Source organism: Streptomyces sp. NPDC020884 (assembly GCF_044333935.1).
Lineage (GTDB): Bacteria > Actinomycetota > Actinomycetes > Streptomycetales > Streptomycetaceae > Streptomyces.
On the sequence record NZ_JBIRRY010000011.1, the window covers coordinates 355657 to 371709 of the forward strand.

Below are 16053 nucleotides of genomic sequence, written 5' to 3' on the forward strand. Positions count from 1 at the left end.
CGGCCCGATGATGCGCCGAGCCCTGCCGGACGCGTCCGGCAGGACCGCGCGGCCGGGCGGGGAAGCTCCGCTGCCCGGCCGGGTCGTGCGGCTGCCCGGCGTGTACCGCCCGGGGACCGACACTCTTCTGCTGGCCCTCGCCATGCGCCGCGAGGGGATCGGCCCGGGAACGGACCTGCTGGATCTCTGCACCGGGAGCGGCGCACTGGCCCTGCACGCCGCGCGGCTCGGTGCCCGCGTCACCGCGGTGGACATCAGCCGTCGGGCCGTGGCGTCCGCACGGCTGAACACCGCGCTCACCCGCCCGCCCGTCACCGTGCGCCGGGGCGATCTGTTCCGGGCCCTGCCGGGCCGGATGTTCGACGCCGTCGTCAGCAACCCTCCCTACGTTCCGGCCCCCGGCCCCTCGGTGCCACGGCACGGCGCCGGCCGCTCCTGGGACGCGGGTCCTGACGGCCGGGTGATCCTCGACCGCGTCTGCGACGACGCCTTCGCCGCCCTGCGCCCCGGCGGCGTCCTTCTGCTGGTCCAGTCGGGGCTCAGCCGCCCCGACGAGACGCTGGGCCGGCTGTCCGCGGCCGGGCTGGAGGTCTCCGTGACCGACCGGGTGACGATCCCGTTCGGCCCCGTCACCCGCGGCCGAGTGGCCTGGCTGCGGGCGCGAGGCCTGCTGGGCGACAGCCCGGACCGGGAGGAGCTGGTGGTGATCCGTGCCCGGAAGGAATGAGACCCCGCGCCGCGTGGTGGTCAACCGCGACGGGCCGATCCTGGTGGAGGGGCCGGTCGAGGTCGTCGGCGACGACGGTACGACGGCCCGGTCCGACCGCTTCGTCGTGGCGATCTGCACCTGCCGCCGAAGCCGCGCCTACCCCTGGTGCGACACCAGCCACCGTCGCCGCAAGCCCGCCGGGTCCGGCGCGGGCGACCGACCGCCCCAGGAGGGCGAGGAGGAGTCCCGACCATGACGAACCCGGCCAGCACCGCCCGTATCGGCGCCGCGGCATCTCCCGCGCCGCCCCGGGCACGCGGGCCCCTGAGCGAGAGCGTCCTCGACGTGCTGGCAGGCCGCGGGACCCCCCTGCCGGAAGCCGCCGAGGTCCGCCGCGCCGCCCCCTACGGTGACGACCTGCAACTCCTCCTGTACGTCCTGTACGAGCTCCACTACCGGGGGTTCGCGGGCGTGGACGAGTGCCTGGAGTGGGATCCCGCGCTCCTCGGTGTGCGTGCGGCGGCCGAGGAGATCTTCCTGGAGGCGCTGCGCCGCGACGGCGGTTCGGGCGGAAAGGACGTGGCGGAGGCGGTCGACGCGCTCCAGGTGGAACCCGTGGGGGACGACGGCCACAGCGTCAGCCACCACCTCCAGGGGGAGGGGGAGCTGTGGCAGTTGCGCGAGTACGCCGCCGTGCGCTCCCTCTACCACCTCAAGGAGGCCGATCCGCATCTGTGGGTGGTGCCCAGGCTCCGGGGCCGGGCGAAGGCGGCGATGGTCGCCGTGGAGTTCGACGAGTTCGGTGCGGGGCGGGCCGAGGACGTCCACGCCCAGCTCTTCGCCGACCTGATGGCCGACCTCGGCCTCGACCCGGGGTACGGCCGCTATCTCGACGCCGCACCCGCCCAGGTCCTGGCCACGGTCAACCTGATGTCCCTGTTCGGGCTCCACCGGCGGCTGCGCGGCGCGCTGGTCGGGCACTTCGCCACGGTGGAGATCACCTCGTCCCCCGGGTCGAGACGGCTGGCCGAGGCACTGCGCCGGGTGGGCGCGGGCCCCGCCGCCCAGCGGTTCTACGACGAGCACGTGGAGGCCGACGCGGTCCACGAACAGGTGGTGCGCCACGAGGTGATCGGCGGGCTGCTGGAGGACGAACCCGCGCTGGCAGCCGACGTCGTCCTGGGCATCGAGGCGACGGGACACCTGGAGGACCTACTCGGGGACCACCTGCTGGCAGCGTGGCGCGAGGGCCGTTCCGCGCTGCGCACACCCCTGGCGCCCTGAGGTTCCCTGCCTCTGCGCGCGCCGACGGGTGTCAGCGCCCGAGGGCCTTGCGGAGCTGATCCTTGTTCATGGAGGAACGCCCCTCGACGTTCTTCTTCTTGGCCTCCGCGTAGAGCTGGTCCTTCGTGGGTCCCTGCGCGCCCTGGTGGGAACGTTCGCCGCCGCGTTCGTAGGCGGACTTCCTGTCCTGCGTCGACGTCCTGCTCGCCGTCCTCGACTCGCCGGACCGGGCGCGCTGCTTGTTGACGGTCCGGGCCGCGATCTCCTTCGCGCGGCCCTTGGACGCGCCCCGTTCCTCCTGGCTCTCCTTGATGTGCTCGTACTGCCGCTCACGCTTTTTGCTGGATCCGGCCGGCATGACGTGCTCCTCCAGTTTGTCGCGGGTGTGTCGGGACACCGCGTCTCCCGCACGGATCCCACTAAACAACGCCCACCACGACAGCGCCCCCGGTGAAGTCCGTTTGAACACCCGCACAGGGGTAGACGGCGCAGAGCCCCTGCCGACCTGTGCGAGAGGAAAACCTGTGCCCCGAGTTCAGCGCAAGAATATTTTCGTGATCGGAATGGACGAGGCCAATCTGCGAACCCTCGAGGCCGTTCCGGACGCCGCCGACCATCGCCTTCACCCGCTGCTCAGCATCAAGGAGTTGCAGGAGGACAGCACCACCGTCGACGAGCTGTTGACCCGCGCACGCGCCGTCCTCGACGCGCATGAGGGAGATATCGACGCGATCGTCGGCTACTGGGACTTCCCCGTCAGCACCCTCGTACCCCTGCTGAGCAGGGAGTACGGCACGACCAGTACCAGCCTGGAATCCGTCGTCAAGTGCGAGCACAAGTACTGGAGCCGGCTGGAGCAGCAGAAGGTCATCGACGAACACCCCCGCTTCGGCCGGGTGGATCTGTACAGCGACGACCCGCGGCCGCCGCCCGGCGTGAACTTCCCCATGTGGCTCAAGCCTGCCCTGGCCTACTCCTCGGAGTTGGCATTCGGCGTCTCGGACATGACGGAATTCCGGTCGGCGGTCACGGAGATACGCGAGGGAATAGCCCGGGTGGGAAAGCCCTTCGAAGCCGTACTCGATCTTCTGGAACTCCCGCCGGAAATGGCGGGGGTCGGCGGGCAGGTCTGTCTGGCCGAAGAGGCCATGACGGGTATCCAGGTGGCTGTCGAGGGATATGTCCACCAAGGCGAGGTCACCGTCTACGGCGTGCTCGACTCGATCAACTATCCCGGCTCCTCGTCCTTCCTGCGCCACCAGTACCCCAGCACGCTCCCCGCCCCGGTGATCCAGCGGCTGCACGAGGTCAGCGAACGCACCATGCGGCAGATCGGCATGGACGCGGCGACCTTCAGCATCGAGTACTTCTACGACCCGAAGACCGCCGACATCAGCCTGCTGGAGATCAACCCCCGGCACTCCCAGTCGCACGCGGAGATGTTCGACTTCGTCGACGGCGTGCCCAACCACCATCGGATGTTCCGGCTCGCCCTGGGCGGCGACCCGGCCCTGCCGCCCGGCGGAGGCCGCTACAAGGTGGCCGCCAAGTGGTACTACCGCTGGTTCGGCGAGGGCCGTGTCCACCAGGTGCCGACCGCCGAGGACATCGCCGCCATCGAGCAGGAGATCCCGGGCGTCCGGATCGACATGGTCCCCTCCGAGGGGCAGCGGCTCTCCTCGGTCACGGGCCAGGACAGCTACAGCTACGAACTCGCCCACATCTTCACCGGCGGGGACGACGAGGACGACCTGCGCCGCAAGTTCGACGCCTGCATCGCAGCCCTCGGCCTGAGCTTCGACGAGACGGAACCGGGCGGGCACGGCCGGAATTCATCGTGACGCCCCGGGTACCCGTCCCCACCGGACCCGACGTCAGGAAGGACTCTGCCACCCGTATGCGATTCGTCGAGCAACTCCCTTACGAGACGAAGGAAGCGAACCACGTCACCATCACCATGGCGGACGGGGTTCGCCTGTCGGCCAGGATCTGGCGGCCCACCTCGTCCGACGGGCAACCGGTCCCCGCCGTCGTGGAGTGCATTCCCTACCGCAAGAACGACCTCACCTCGACCCGCGACGCCATCCACCACCCGTACCTCGCGGGCCACGGCTACGCCTGCGTACGCGTGGACCTGCGGGGGACGGGGGAGTCGGAGGGCGTGCTCCGGGACGAGTACCTGGAGCAGGAGCAGCGCGATGCCGAAGAGGTGCTGGCCTGGGTCGCCGCGCAGCCCTGGTGCGACGGCAACACCGGCATGATGGGCATCTCCTGGGGTGCCTTCGCCGCGCTCCAGACCGCGGCCCGGCGGCCCGAGAGCCTCAAGGCCATCGTCATCGCCTCGTTCACCGACAACCGGTACGCGGACGACATGCACTACCTCGGCGGCGCCATGCTCTCCGACAACCTCGCCGAGGCCGGCACCATGTTCGCGTACGCCACCTGCCCGCCCGACCCCGCCCTGGTGGGGGAGCGGTGGCGCGACATGTGGCGGGAACGGCTGGAGGCCGCCCGGCCCTGGGTCCTGGAGTGGCTCCGCCATCCGCGCCGCGACGCCTACTGGCAGCACGCCTCGCTGAACGAGGACTACAGCAGGCTGCGCTGCCCCGTCCTCGCCTCCAGCGGCTGGGCGGACGGCTACTCCAACGCCGTCACCCGGCTCCTGGCCCACGTCGACGTCCCCCGCAAGGGGCTGATCGGCCCCTGGTCCCACACGCTGCCGCACCTCGGCGAGCCCGGCCCGGCCATCGGCTACCTCCAGGAAGTCGTCAAGTGGTGGGACCACTGGCTGAAGGGCATCGACAACGGGGTGATGGACGGGCCCATGCTCCGCACCTGGATGCAGGAGAGCGTCCCGCCGTCCACGTCCTACGAGGAGCGCCCCGGCCGCTGGGTCGCCGAACCCTCCTGGCCCTCGCCGCACGTCGAGGAAGTGGTGCACCCGCTGCGGGGCTCCGTCATCGTGACGGCGGACGACGGGGAAGCCGCCCCGCGCGCGCGTACCCGGACCGTCCAGTCACCGCTCTCCGTGGGCCAGTTCGCCGGCAAGTGGGCCTCGTACAACGCCCCTCCCGACCTGCCCTACGACCAGCGCGAGGAGGACGGCGGCTCCCTGGTCTTCGAGACCGAACCGCTGGCCGAGCGGCTGGAGATCCTCGGCTCGCCCTCCGTCGACCTGGAGGTCTCCGCCTCCGCCCCGGTCGCCCAGATCACGGCCAGGATCTCCGACGTCGCACCCGACGGCCGCGCCACCCGGGTGACGTACGGAGTGCTGAACCTGACCCACCGCGAGAGCGACGAGCACCCCGAACCGCTGGAGCCCGGCCGGCGCTGCCACGTCCGCATCCCGCTGAACGGGGTCGCGCAGGCGTTCCCGCCCGGCCATCGCGTCCGGCTCTCCCTCTCGACCTCCTACTGGCCCCTGGTGTGGCCGGCGCCGGAAGCCGTCCTGCTCACCGTCCACGGGGACGGCGGCGCGCTGACCCTGCCCGTACGCCCCACCGAGGAGCCGGACGGCATGTCCCAGACGGACTTCGGGGAGCCGGAGGGCTGCCGGCCGCCCCCGGTCACCCGGCTGACCGAGCCCGAGCAGGCCTGGAACGTCTCCAGGAGCCTGGTGGACTACCACTCGGCCCTCGACATCGTGAAGGACCGGGGCACGCAGCGGTACGAGGAGAACGGCATCGAGGTGGGGCTGCGGGCCTGCGAGAAGTACACCTCCGTGGCCGACGATTTCACCTCTCCGAGCGCCCGGTCCGCGTGGACCATGCGGTTCTCCCGGCCCGGCTGGGACGTCCGGGTCGAGACGAGCACCGTCCTGACAGCGAGCCCGGACGCCTTCACCGTCGACGCGACCCTGGACGGTTACGAAGGCGGCCGCCGGGTCTTCTCCCGCACCTGGAACGAGACCGTTCCCCGGGACCTGGCCTGATGACCCGGCAGGGAGGCTGAGGCCGGACGTGACGATCACCACCGCGGGCGCGGTGTACGGATGCCTCGGCATCGGGGCCCTCCTCGCTGCGGCACTGCCCCGGCTGCTCTCCCGCCTGCCGATCTCCGTGCCGATCGTCTTCCTGGCCGCCGGAGTGGCTCTTTACCTGACGCCGCTGCCGCTGCCGGAGGTCGACCCGGTCGCCGACCGCCTCTGGGTGCACCACGTCACCGAGCTCTGTGTGATCGTCTCGCTGATGGGAGCGGGTCTGGCCATCAACCGCCCCTTCGGGTGGCGGTCCTGGGCCTCGACCTGGCGGCTGCTCGGGCTGGCGATGCCCCTGACGATCGGGGCGACGGCGCTGGCCGTGTGGGGGCTGCTCGGCTGGCCGGTGTCCGTGGCGCTCCTGGTGGCCGCGGTCCTCGCGCCGACGGACCCCGTGCTCGCCTCCGAGGTGCGCGTGGGGGAGCCGTCCGCCGAGAAGAACGACGAGGACGAGGTCCGCTTCGCGCTGACGAGCGAGGCCGGACTCAACGACGGCCTCGCCTTCCCGTTCGTCCTCGCGGCCACCGCCCTGGCCGCCGCCGGGGAGAGCTGGACCGGGGGCCGGCTGACCCACTGGGCCTGGAGCGACGTGCTCGTACGAACCTCCGTGGGCGTGGCGGCGGGCCTTGCCATCGGGCTTCTGCTGGGCCGGGTGCTCTTCCGGTCCCGCGCCAGGTCGCTGCGGCTCGCCGAACAGGGCGAGGGGTTCGTGGCGCTGGCGGCGACCTTCCTGGCCTACGGCCTCACCGAGGCTCTGCACGGCTACGGCTTCCTCGCGGTCTTCGTCACCGCGTGCGCCCTGCGCCGGTCGGAGCACAGCCACGGCTACCACCAGGTGATGCACGCGTTCGTCGAGCAGATCGAACGCCTCCTGATGGCCCTGCTTCTGTTCGGCGTGGGCGCTTATCTGGCCTCGGGCGGCCTGGCCGCGCTCACCTGGAGAGGGGCGGCGGTCGGCGTGCTGCTGCACCTCCTCATCCGCCCGGCCTCAGGTTGGCTCGCCCAGCTGCGGGGGCCGGGCCGACCGAACGAGCGCGCGGCCGTCGCCTTCTTCGGGATCCGGGGCATCGGCTCGCTCTTCTATCTCGCCTACGCCTGCGGGGAGGGCGACTTCGGACGGTACGAGAAGGAGATGTGGGCGGTCGTCGTCTTCGCCGTCCTGATCTCCGTGGTGGTCCACGGGGTCGCGGCGGCCCCGGTGACCTCCTACCTCGACCGGCGCTCGGCGAAGGCGTCCTGACGCGGGCGAGGGCGCCCGAGCCCGGGTGAGCCGCGTCTCACCCGGGCTCCACGACTTGTCTATGCAACGAGTTGCATAGAAGGATCGGGGCATGGCCCTCGACCACGCGATCCTCGTCTCCCTGCTGGAGCAGCCCGGCTCCGGCTACGAGCTGGCCCGCCGGTTCGAGCGGTCCATCGGGTACTTCTGGACCGCCACCCACCAGCAGATCTACCGCGTGCTGGGGCGCATGGTGACCGACGGCCTGCTCCTCGTCCGCGAGGTGCCGCAGCAGAGCCGGCCGGACAAGAAGGAGTACTCGGTCACCGGACCGGGCCGCGCCGCTCTCGCCGCGTGGCTGCACAAGCCGATCGAACCGGAGAGCCTCCGGCACGACCTCGCCGTGAAGATCCGGGGCGCGGCCTTCGACGATCCGGCCGTCCTGATCCGTGAGGTCGAGCGGCACCACCAGGTGCACCGGGAGCGGCTCGCCCGCTACCTCGCAGGAGAGCTGCGCGACTTCACCGGGCCCGACGCCCCCGCACCCCGGGACGCGGGCCAGGAGCTTCAGCACGTCGTGCTGCGCGGCGGCATCGCGTTCGAACGCATGACGATCGCCTGGCTCGACGACGTACTCGACACCCTCGACCGGCTCACGGCTTCGGGTCCGGACACCTGAGCGGCGGCCCGCCGCCCTCTCCGCAACCACCAAACCCCTCACCCTTCCCGGAAGGCGATCTCCATGGCTGAGTCCGCGTCCTCGCTGTTCAACCCGCGCACCTACGACCCGCAGCACTTCGACCCGGAGACCCGCAGGCTGCTGCGCGCCACCGTCGACTGGTTCGAGGGTCGCGGCAAGCGCCGGCTGATCGAGGACTACCGCTCCCGCGCCTGGCTGGGTGACTTCCTCGCCTTCTCCGCGAAGGAGGGCCTGTTCGCCACCTTCCTCACCCCGGCCTCCGCCGCGGGCGACGAGGACCGGCGCTGGGACACCGCGCGGATCGCCGCCCTCAACGAGATCTTCGGGTTCTACGGTCTCGACTACTGGTACGCCTGGCAGGTGACCGTCCTCGGTCTCGGCCCGGTCTGGCAGAGCGACAACGCCGCGGCCCGCGACCGGGCGGCCGAACTCCTCGCGCAGGGCGAGGTGTTCGCCTTCGGCCTCTCCGAGAAGACCCACGGGGCCGACATCTACTCCACCGACATGCTGCTGGAGCCGGACAGCGCCGGCGGCTTCCGGGCCTCCGGCTCCAAGTACTACATCGGCAACGGCAACGCCGCCGGTCTCGTCTCCGTCTTCGGCCGACGCACCGACGTCGAGGGCCCCGACGGTTACGTCTTCTTCGCGGCCGACAGCCGCCACGAGGCGTACCACCTGGTGAAGAACGTCGTCGACTCCTCCAAGTACGTCAGCGAGTTCCGCCTCGCCGACTACCCGGTGGCGCCCGCCGACATCCTCCACACCGGCAAGGCCGCCTTCGACGCCGCGCTCAACACCGTCAACGTCGGCAAGTTCAACCTCTGCACCGCCTCCATCGGCATCTGCGAGCACGCGATGTACGAGGCCGTCACCCACGCGAGCAACCGCATCCTCTACGGCCGCCCCGTCACCGCCTTCCCGCACGTGCGCCGCGAGCTGACCGACGCCTATGTGCGGCTCGTCGGGATGAAGCTGTTCAGCGACCGCGCCGTCGACTACTTCCGGTCCGCCGGGCCCGACGACCGCCGCTACCTGCTCTTCAACCCGATGACGAAGATGAAGGTGACCACGGAGGGCGAGAAGGTCATCGACCTCATGTGGGACGTCATCGCCGCCAAGGGCTTCGAGAAGGACACCTACTTCGCCCAGGCCGCCGTCGAGATCCGGGGCCTGCCGAAGCTGGAGGGCACGGTCCACGTGAACCTCGCGCTGATCCTCAAGTTCCTGCGGAACCACCTCCTGAACCCGGTCGACCACCCGGCCGTCCCCACCCGCCTCGACGCCGCCGACGACGCGTTCCTCTTCCAGCAGGGACCGGCGCGGGGCCTCGGCTCCGTGCGCTTCCACGACTGGCGCACCGCGTTCGACGCCTACGCCGAGGTGCCGAACGTCGCCCGCTTCCGCGAGCAGGCGGACGCCCTGTGCACCTTCGTCGGGACGGCCGCCCCGGACGAGGAGCAGAGCCGCGACCTGGACCTCCTGCTCGCCGTCGGCCAGCTGTTCGCGCTCGTCGTCCACGGCCAGCTGATCCTGGAGCAGGCCCGGCTGACCGGCCTGGACGAGGAACTGCTGGACGAGCTGTTCGCCGTGCTCGTACGCGACTTCTCGGCGCACGCCGTCGAGCTGCACGGCAAGGACTCCGCCACCGAGGACCAGCAGAGCTGGGCGCTGGGCGCGGTACGCCGGCCCGTCGTCGACGCGGCCCGTTCGGCGCGGATCTGGGAGCGCGTCGAGGCGCTGTCGGGGGCGTACGAGATGGCGGAGTAGCGCGCCCGCGGGCGGCGGGGTCGCCGGGGAGGATCCCCGGCCGAGGGGCGCGGTCGGTTCCGTGACCGCTCAGGCGGCCGGGACCACCGTGACCTTGACGTGCTTCATGATCGGCTGATCGCTCTGGGTGCTGTAGTCGCCCAGCGCGCACAGCACGTTCATCTCCGGCATGTAGCCGGCCGCACAGCCGCGCGGGATGTCGTACGGGATCGCCGTGTAGCCGTTCAGGAACCGCCGGCTGCCGTCCTTCGCGGTGCTCGTGATGTCGACGGGCCCCAGGTCGGCGATCCCGCGCTCGCGCATGTCGGCCCGGTTCATGAAGACCAGCGTGCGCAGGTTCTTGATGCCCCGGTAGCGGTCGTTGCCGGAGTAGACGGTGGTGTTCCACTGGTCGTGCGAGCGCATCGTGCCGAGCGCCAGGGTGCCGGGCTCGGGCACGACGTCGGGCAGGGCGGCCGCGGAGAACTCCGCGCGCCCGGACGGGGTCAAGAAGACCAGTTCCCGGGCGGGCTGCCTGAGCCGGAAGCCCAGGGGCAGGCGGACCCGGCGGTTGAAGTCCTCGAAGCCGTCCAGCGCCTCGGCCATGGTGTCCCGGATCCGGTCGTAGTCCTCGATGTACCAGTCCCAGGGCGTCTCGCTGTCCGGCAGGGCGGCGCGCGCCATCCCGGCGACGATGGCCGGCTCGGACAGCAGATGCGGGGAGGCGGGGCGCTTCATCCCGACGGACAGGTGGACCATGCTCATCGAGTCCTCGACCGAGGTGCTCTGGACGCCCGCCCGCTGGTGGTCCTTCTCGGTCCGTCCCAGGCACGGCAGGATGAGGGCCGCGCTGCCGTGGACGACATGACTGCGGTTCAGCTTGGTGCTCACCTGGACGGTGAGGTCGCAGGAGCGCAGCGCCGCGTACGTGGCCGGGGTGTCGGGCGCCGCGAGCGCGAAGTTGCCGCCCATCCCGACGAACACCTTCACCTCGCCGTCCCGCATCGCCCGGATCGTCCGGACGGTGTCCAGGCCGTGGTCGCGGGGCGGGTCGATCCCGCACGCCTCGGCGAGCCGGTCCAGGAACGCGTCGGTGGGACGGTGGTCGATGCCGCAGGTGCGGTTGCCCTGGACGTTGCTGTGCCCGCGCACGGGGGAGGGACCCGCGCCCTCCCGGCCGAGATTGCCGCGCAGCAGCAGGAGGTTGACGATCTCGCGGACGGTGTCGACGCCGTGCTCGTGCTGGGTGAGACCCAGGCACCAGCTCACGATCGAGCGGTCGGCCTCCCCGTACACCCGCGCCGCCCGGAGGATGTCGGCCCGGCTCAGTCCGGACTGGTGCTCCAACTCCGCCCAGGGTGTGGCCTCGCAGAGCGCCCGGTACTCCTCGAAGCCGGCGGTGTGCCGGTCGATGAACGCGGTGTCCAGGGCCTTGGGATCGCTCGCCGACCGCTCCAGGACCGCCTTGGCCATGCCGCGCAGCAGCGCCATGTCGCCGCCGATGCGCGGCTGAAGGTTGAGCGTGCTGGTCCGGGTGGTCCTGAACAGGGCCATGTCGGTGAAGTCGTGCGGGACGATGGTGCGGGTGGCCGCCGCCTCGACCAACGGGTTGACGTGCACGATCTGCGCGCCGCGACGGTCGGCCTCGGCGAGGGCGGTGAGCATCCGGGGCGCGTTCGAGGCGGCGTTGACGCCCAGGATGAACAGGGCGTCCGCGGACTCCCAGTCCTTGAGGTCGACCGTCCCCTTGCCGGTGCCCAGGGACGCCTGGAGGGCTCGTCCGCTGGCCTCGTGGCACATGTTGGAGCAGTCCGGCAGGTTGTTCGTGCCCAGTTCGCGGGCCATCAACTGGTAGAGGAATGTGGCCTCGTTGCCGAGCCGGCCGGAGGTGTAGTACGCCGCCCGGTCCGGGTGGTCGAGCCCGCGCAGGGTCGCGCCGACCAGCTCGAACGCGTCCTTCCAGCTGATCGGGACGTAGTGGTCGGAGCCGGGGTCGTAGACCATCGGTTCGGTCAGCCGGCCCTGGTTCTCCAGGTCGTAGTCGCTCCACCCGGACAGCTCCGTCACCGAGTGCGCGGCGAAGAACGCGCGGTCCACGCGCTTGCGGGTCATCTCCCAGGTGACGTGCTTGATGCCGTTCTCGCAGATGTCCAGGTGCAGGCCCTTGGTGTCGTCCGGCCACGCGCACCCGGGGCAGTCGAACCCGCCGTTCTCGTGGTTCATCCGCATGATGGCGCGCGGACCGTCCACCAGCGCGCGCTCCTCCACCAGGAAGCGGGTCACGCTCTTCGCCGCTCCCCAGCCGGCGGCGGGATGGCGGTAGGGCCGGAACTCCGGATCGCCCTCGGGAACGGGCCCGACCCGGGGCTCCAGGGGCTCCTGCGCTTCGTCCTCGGTGCTCACGGCACTTCCACCCTTTCACCTGCGGGTACGGCGCATACGCCGATACGGCGGGCCCGGAGGGGCGTGGTCGGGCAAAACCAATCTTTCCGGGCAGGCTATGCCCGGTGGTTCCCGCCTGCCACTTGGCTCCGGGGGGTCGGTCCGGGCTGCGCTCCGGACCACGCGCGCCTACGCTGACACGGTCCGGCCCGCTCCGCGGAGAACCCCGCGGAGCAGGGCCAAGGCTCCTCGGGCAGCGCACGTGAGGCCCCCATGAACAGTCGGTTCCTGCTCCCCGCCGTTCCCCGGCTCGCGGGCTCCGCGGTGGCCGGAGCCGCCGTCGGCGTGCTGGTCGGCGTCCTGCTCGCCAACGCCCCGCTGGGCATCCTCGTCGGCATCGCCGGAGCGGAGACGCTCTTCGTCATCGCGGGATGGCTCGTCCTGTGGCCGATGGACGCCGCCACCACCCACGCCAACGCCCGGCGCGAGGAGTTCCGGCCGCTCGCCGAGGAACTGGTCGTCGTCACGGCCGCCCTGTCCGGGCTGGTCGGCATCGTGGTGCTGCTTCTGATCGGCGACTCCGGCCTGAGCCACGCGGCGGCGGCCCTGGCTCTCTGCGGTGTGTTCATGTCCTGGGCGGCGCTCCATCTGATGTACGCCGCCCGCTACGCGTACCTCTACTACCTCCCGCCCGGCGGCGGGATCGACTTCAACACGAAGGACCCGCCGCGCTACATCGACTTCCTCTACTTCAGTTACAACCTGGGCATGACGTACCAGGTCTCCGACACCGACGTCTCCACCTCCAGGATCCGCGCGGTCGCCCTCCGGCACTGCCTGCTGTCGTACGTCTTCGGCGCGAGCATCCTGGCCACCACGATCAACCTGGTCGCCGGCATCGTCACCGGCTGAGCGGCCGCCGCGGAGGGGTCAGCACTCCGGAAGGGTCATGCGCCGGGTGACGCGCAGCGCCGACGCCAGCAGCTGCGCCCTGACCTCGGTGGTCCGGTACATCCGGTCCGACCGGAACGAGATGCCGATCGAACCGACCTGGTCGCCGCTGTACACGGGCACCGCCGCGCACGTCGTCCCGCGGGAGTACTCCCCCCGGTCCAGCGAGAGCGGGCCCGCGGGCGGGGCGTCGAGCTGCCGCAGCAGCTCCTCCCGGCGGGTGATGGTGCGCGGGGTGAGGTCGATCAGGGAGTGCCGCGAGAGATAGTTGGCGCGCGCCTCCCCGTCCAGCTCGCGGAGCACGCTCTTGCCCAGCGCCGTGGCGTGCCCGGCGTCCTGGAAGCCCACCCAGAGGTCCACCCGCGGGGCCCGCGGGCTGTCGACGATCTCCAGGACCCGGATCTCGCCCTCGTCGTACAGGGTCAGATAGACGGCGGCGGAGAGGCTGTCGCGCAGCGAGGACAGCAGGGGGCGGATGTGGTGCCGCAGCGCCTGGCCGTCGACGGCGGCGTGCCGGCCGGGGTCCCGCTCGCGGAGGGTGAACGCGCCGTCGTCCAGCTCGTCCAGATATCCGTCCCGGGCGAGCTCGTGCAGCAGCCGCTGGGCGGTGGTCTCCGGCAGTCCGGCCCCGCGGGCCAGCTGCTGCACGGAGGCGCCGTCCGGGTGCGCTCCCGCGGCCTCCAGCAACCGGAGGTCCTGCCGAACGGACACCGTGGGATCGGGGCCGGCCTGGTCACCCATGGCACAAGCATGGACCCGGTGCGGGGGTGCGGCAAGGCCGCTCCTCCGGGCGGGCGGGCAGCGCTCCGGCCCCGCGTGACGGACCTCACGAGTCTTCATGACTTGCGCAATAGTTAAACTGTCGTCATGGACAGGAACGACACGTCATGCTGGGAGTCCGCGGTGCTCGAGGGAGGCCCGGCCGACGGGCTGCGGACGAGGGTCGCAGACCGGCCGCACGTACTGCAGGTGACCCGCCCCTGCCCGCCGGACGGACCCGACGCGGACATGGAGGTGTCGGCGCTGTACGTCTACCGCCGCGACCCCCGTACGGATTGTCCGCCGTTGCGGTACACCTTCGACGTGGCCAGCCCCTGACCCGTCCCTGACCCGCCCCTGACATTCGATACGCTCTCGTCTGATTCTTCGGGGCGCGTGCAGGCTCCGGACTGCCGTGACCAGGGGGATGGTTCCTGATGAGCAACGCACCTTCGACCGACCCGTTCCAGCCGCTCAAGGCCGACGACCCGACCGTGGTGGGGGGTTATCGGCTGGCCGCCGTGCTGGGCGCGGGCGGGATGGGCAAGGTGTACCTCTCGTACACGCCTGGTGGCCGGCCTCTCGCGATCAAGGTGATCCGGGCGGAGTTCAGTGAGGACCCGGAGTTCCGGCGGCGTTTCCAGCAGGAGGTGCGCGCCGCGCAGCGGGTGCAGGGTCTGTACACGGCTCCGGTGATCGACTCGGACACCGAGGGCGCGCAGCCCTGGCTGGCGACGGCCTATGTGCCGGGCCCCTCGCTCGCGCACGCGGTGGCCCGGCACGGCGGGCTGCCGCTGCGCAGTGTGCTGTTGCTGACCGTCGGAGTGGCCGAGGCACTCGGTGTCATCCATGGTGCGGGTATCGTCCACCGCGATCTGAAGCCCGCCAACGTCCTGCTCGCCGCCGACGGTCCGCGCGTGATCGACTTCGGTATCGCACGGGCCGCCGACACCACCGCCCTCACCGGCACCGGGGTCAGCGTCGGCACTCCGGCGTTCATGTCGCCGGAGCAGGCGGCGGTCGGCACGGTCACCCCGGCCACCGACGTCTTCGCCCTCGGCCAGATCGCCGCCTACGCCGCGATCGGCGCGCCCGCGTTCGGCGACGGGCCCTCGCACGCGGTGCTCTACCGGATCGTCCACGAGGACCCCGACCTCAGCCGGCTGCCCGATGAGCTCCGCCCCCTGGTCACCCGCTGCCTCAGCCGCGACCCGGCCGACCGCCCCGCCCTGAGCGACATCATCCGGATGTGCCACGAGATCTCCCCCGAACCCCTGCGCCAGGGCGAGGACTGGCTCCCGCAGGCCGTCGCCGGCTCCATCACCGAACGGCTCCAGCTCCCGTCGCCCGCACCCACCCCGCCGCCGCAGCCCACCGCCACCCCCACGCCCACGCAGTTCTCCCCGGGGGCCCAGGGCCCCGGCGGCCCTCACCCGTACACCCCGACCGGCTACGCGGTGGCCGCCGCACCGACCCAGACCGGACCCGGCGCGCCCGGAGCCCCCGGGACCCCGCCGGGAGCACCCGGGGCCCCGGGCGCGCCGGGAACCGTGCCGCCCGGCCACTGGGCGCAGAACACCCGGCCCCAGGGCTACCCGACCCCGCCGCCCCACCACCAGTCCGGCTTCCAGCAGTCCGGCTTCGCCCCGTCCGGCTTCCAGCAACCCGGCTTCCAGCAGCCCGGCTTCCCCCAGTCCGGCTTCCAGCCCCCCGCGCCCCGCCCCAAGCGGACGGGCCTGATCGTCGGCGCGTCGATCTTCGGCGCACTGGTCGTCCTCGGCGTCATCGGCAACCTGCTGCCGGACGACCGCGACACGTCCGGCAAGGGCGACTCGTCCGCGTCGTCCTCCAGCGGCGGTTCGAACGGCGGCGGCTCCGGGGACAAGGCCGGGGAGAAGCCGGCCGACCCCAAGCCCGTCTCGTACAAGGGCATCGACGTGACGGCGAACTACGCCCTGAAGCTCGGCGACCATCCGCCCCGGCCCCAGGAGGACACCGGCAGCGGGGTCAGCTACGGCAAGGGGGACTTCTACTACTACTGGGACTCCCTCTTCGGCGACGAGCGGGTGGGCAGCGCCAACGGGAAGCTGGTGGTCCTGAAGAACTCGCAGAAGGGTTCGCTGAAGGTCTGCCGTGAGGAGACCCGCTACACCGAGAAGATCGACCTCGAACAGCTCACGACCGGGTCGCAGATCTGTGTGCTCAGCAAGGCCGGACACATCGCCGTGGTGACCTATCGCGGCAAGGCGGGTCCCGACGACCCCAGCCGCTACATCACGATCGACGTGACCGTCTGGCGCAACGCCGATGAGGCGCAGCAGAGCTGA

At 71.5% G+C, this 16053-nt stretch carries 14 protein-coding genes; 11 read left to right on the forward strand and 3 right to left on the reverse strand.

The window, feature by feature from the left end:
• Positions 1–7: 7 nt before the first annotated feature.
• Genes ACH4UK_RS31430 through ACH4UK_RS31440 form a run of 3 tightly spaced genes read left to right on the forward strand, consistent with a single transcriptional unit; the run spans position 8 to position 1993 of the window.
• The gene (locus ACH4UK_RS31430; RefSeq protein WP_398361762.1) at positions 8–727 is read left to right on the forward strand and encodes a HemK2/MTQ2 family protein methyltransferase; all 720 of its coding nucleotides are present in this window, start codon (positions 8–10) and stop codon (positions 725–727) included.
• Entirely contained in the window at positions 711–965 is a 255-nt protein-coding gene (locus ACH4UK_RS31435; RefSeq protein ID WP_398361763.1) for a CDGSH iron-sulfur domain-containing protein, read from the forward strand. The genes ACH4UK_RS31430 and ACH4UK_RS31435 overlap by 17 nt, the downstream gene beginning before the upstream one ends.
• Complete coding sequence (locus tag ACH4UK_RS31440) at positions 962–1993, forward strand: iron-containing redox enzyme family protein (RefSeq protein ID WP_398361764.1); 1032 nt, start codon at positions 962–964, stop codon at positions 1991–1993. The genes ACH4UK_RS31435 and ACH4UK_RS31440 overlap by 4 nt, the downstream gene beginning before the upstream one ends.
• Positions 1994–2024: 31 nt before the next feature.
• Here ACH4UK_RS31440 and ACH4UK_RS31445 read toward each other — a convergent pair whose 3' ends face one another.
• A complete protein-coding gene (locus ACH4UK_RS31445; protein WP_398361871.1) occupies positions 2025–2351 on the reverse strand; it encodes a plasmid stabilization protein in 327 nt (108 codons plus the stop codon).
• A 166-nt stretch (positions 2352–2517) separates the two neighbouring features.
• Here ACH4UK_RS31445 and ACH4UK_RS31450 point away from each other — a divergent pair, with 166 nt between their 5' ends.
• The 5 genes from ACH4UK_RS31450 (at position 2518) to ACH4UK_RS31470 (ending at position 9655) form a co-directional block, all read left to right on the forward strand.
• Complete coding sequence (locus tag ACH4UK_RS31450; RefSeq protein WP_398361766.1) at positions 2518–3834, forward strand: ATP-grasp domain-containing protein; 1317 nt, start codon at positions 2518–2520, stop codon at positions 3832–3834.
• Between the two features lie 56 nt (positions 3835–3890).
• Entirely contained in the window at positions 3891–5924 is a 2034-nt protein-coding gene (locus ACH4UK_RS31455; RefSeq protein WP_398361768.1) for a CocE/NonD family hydrolase, read from the forward strand.
• A 28-nt stretch (positions 5925–5952) separates the two neighbouring features.
• Positions 5953–7209 carry a cation:proton antiporter gene (locus ACH4UK_RS31460; protein ID WP_398361769.1) on the forward strand — a complete coding sequence of 419 codons (1257 nt, stop codon included), beginning with the start codon at positions 5953–5955 and terminating at the stop codon, positions 7207–7209.
• 91 nt (positions 7210–7300) lie between these two features.
• Positions 7301–7867, forward strand: a complete 567-nt coding sequence (locus ACH4UK_RS31465) for a PadR family transcriptional regulator (RefSeq protein ID WP_398361771.1) — start codon at positions 7301–7303, stop codon at positions 7865–7867.
• Between the two features lie 63 nt (positions 7868–7930).
• On the forward strand, positions 7931–9655 hold the full coding sequence (locus tag ACH4UK_RS31470; RefSeq protein ID WP_398361773.1) for an acyl-CoA dehydrogenase family protein: 1725 nt from the start codon (positions 7931–7933) through the stop codon (positions 9653–9655).
• A 69-nt stretch (positions 9656–9724) separates the two neighbouring features.
• Here the strand turns inward: ACH4UK_RS31470 and ACH4UK_RS31475 are convergent, their stop codons facing one another.
• On the reverse strand, positions 9725–12037 hold the full coding sequence (locus tag ACH4UK_RS31475) for an FdhF/YdeP family oxidoreductase (RefSeq protein ID WP_398361775.1): 2313 nt from the start codon (positions 12035–12037) through the stop codon (positions 9725–9727).
• A 252-nt stretch (positions 12038–12289) separates the two neighbouring features.
• Between ACH4UK_RS31475 and ACH4UK_RS31480 the strand changes: the two genes are divergently transcribed.
• Positions 12290–12928, forward strand: coding sequence for a DUF1345 domain-containing protein (locus ACH4UK_RS31480; RefSeq protein WP_398361777.1), 639 nt, complete (start codon positions 12290–12292; stop codon positions 12926–12928).
• 18 nt (positions 12929–12946) lie between these two features.
• Here ACH4UK_RS31480 and ACH4UK_RS31485 read toward each other — a convergent pair whose 3' ends face one another.
• Positions 12947–13708 carry an IclR family transcriptional regulator gene (locus ACH4UK_RS31485; RefSeq protein ID WP_398361778.1) on the reverse strand — a complete coding sequence of 254 codons (762 nt, stop codon included), beginning with the start codon at positions 13706–13708 and terminating at the stop codon, positions 12947–12949.
• Positions 13709–13834: 126 nt separating this feature from the next.
• Here ACH4UK_RS31485 and ACH4UK_RS31490 point away from each other — a divergent pair, with 126 nt between their 5' ends.
• Both ACH4UK_RS31490 and ACH4UK_RS31495 read left to right on the forward strand, forming a co-directional pair.
• Positions 13835–14065, forward strand: a complete 231-nt coding sequence (locus ACH4UK_RS31490) for a hypothetical protein (protein ID WP_398361780.1) — start codon at positions 13835–13837, stop codon at positions 14063–14065.
• Positions 14066–14163: 98 nt separating this feature from the next.
• The gene (locus tag ACH4UK_RS31495; protein ID WP_398361782.1) at positions 14164–16053 is read left to right on the forward strand and encodes a serine/threonine-protein kinase; all 1890 of its coding nucleotides are present in this window, start codon (positions 14164–14166) and stop codon (positions 16051–16053) included.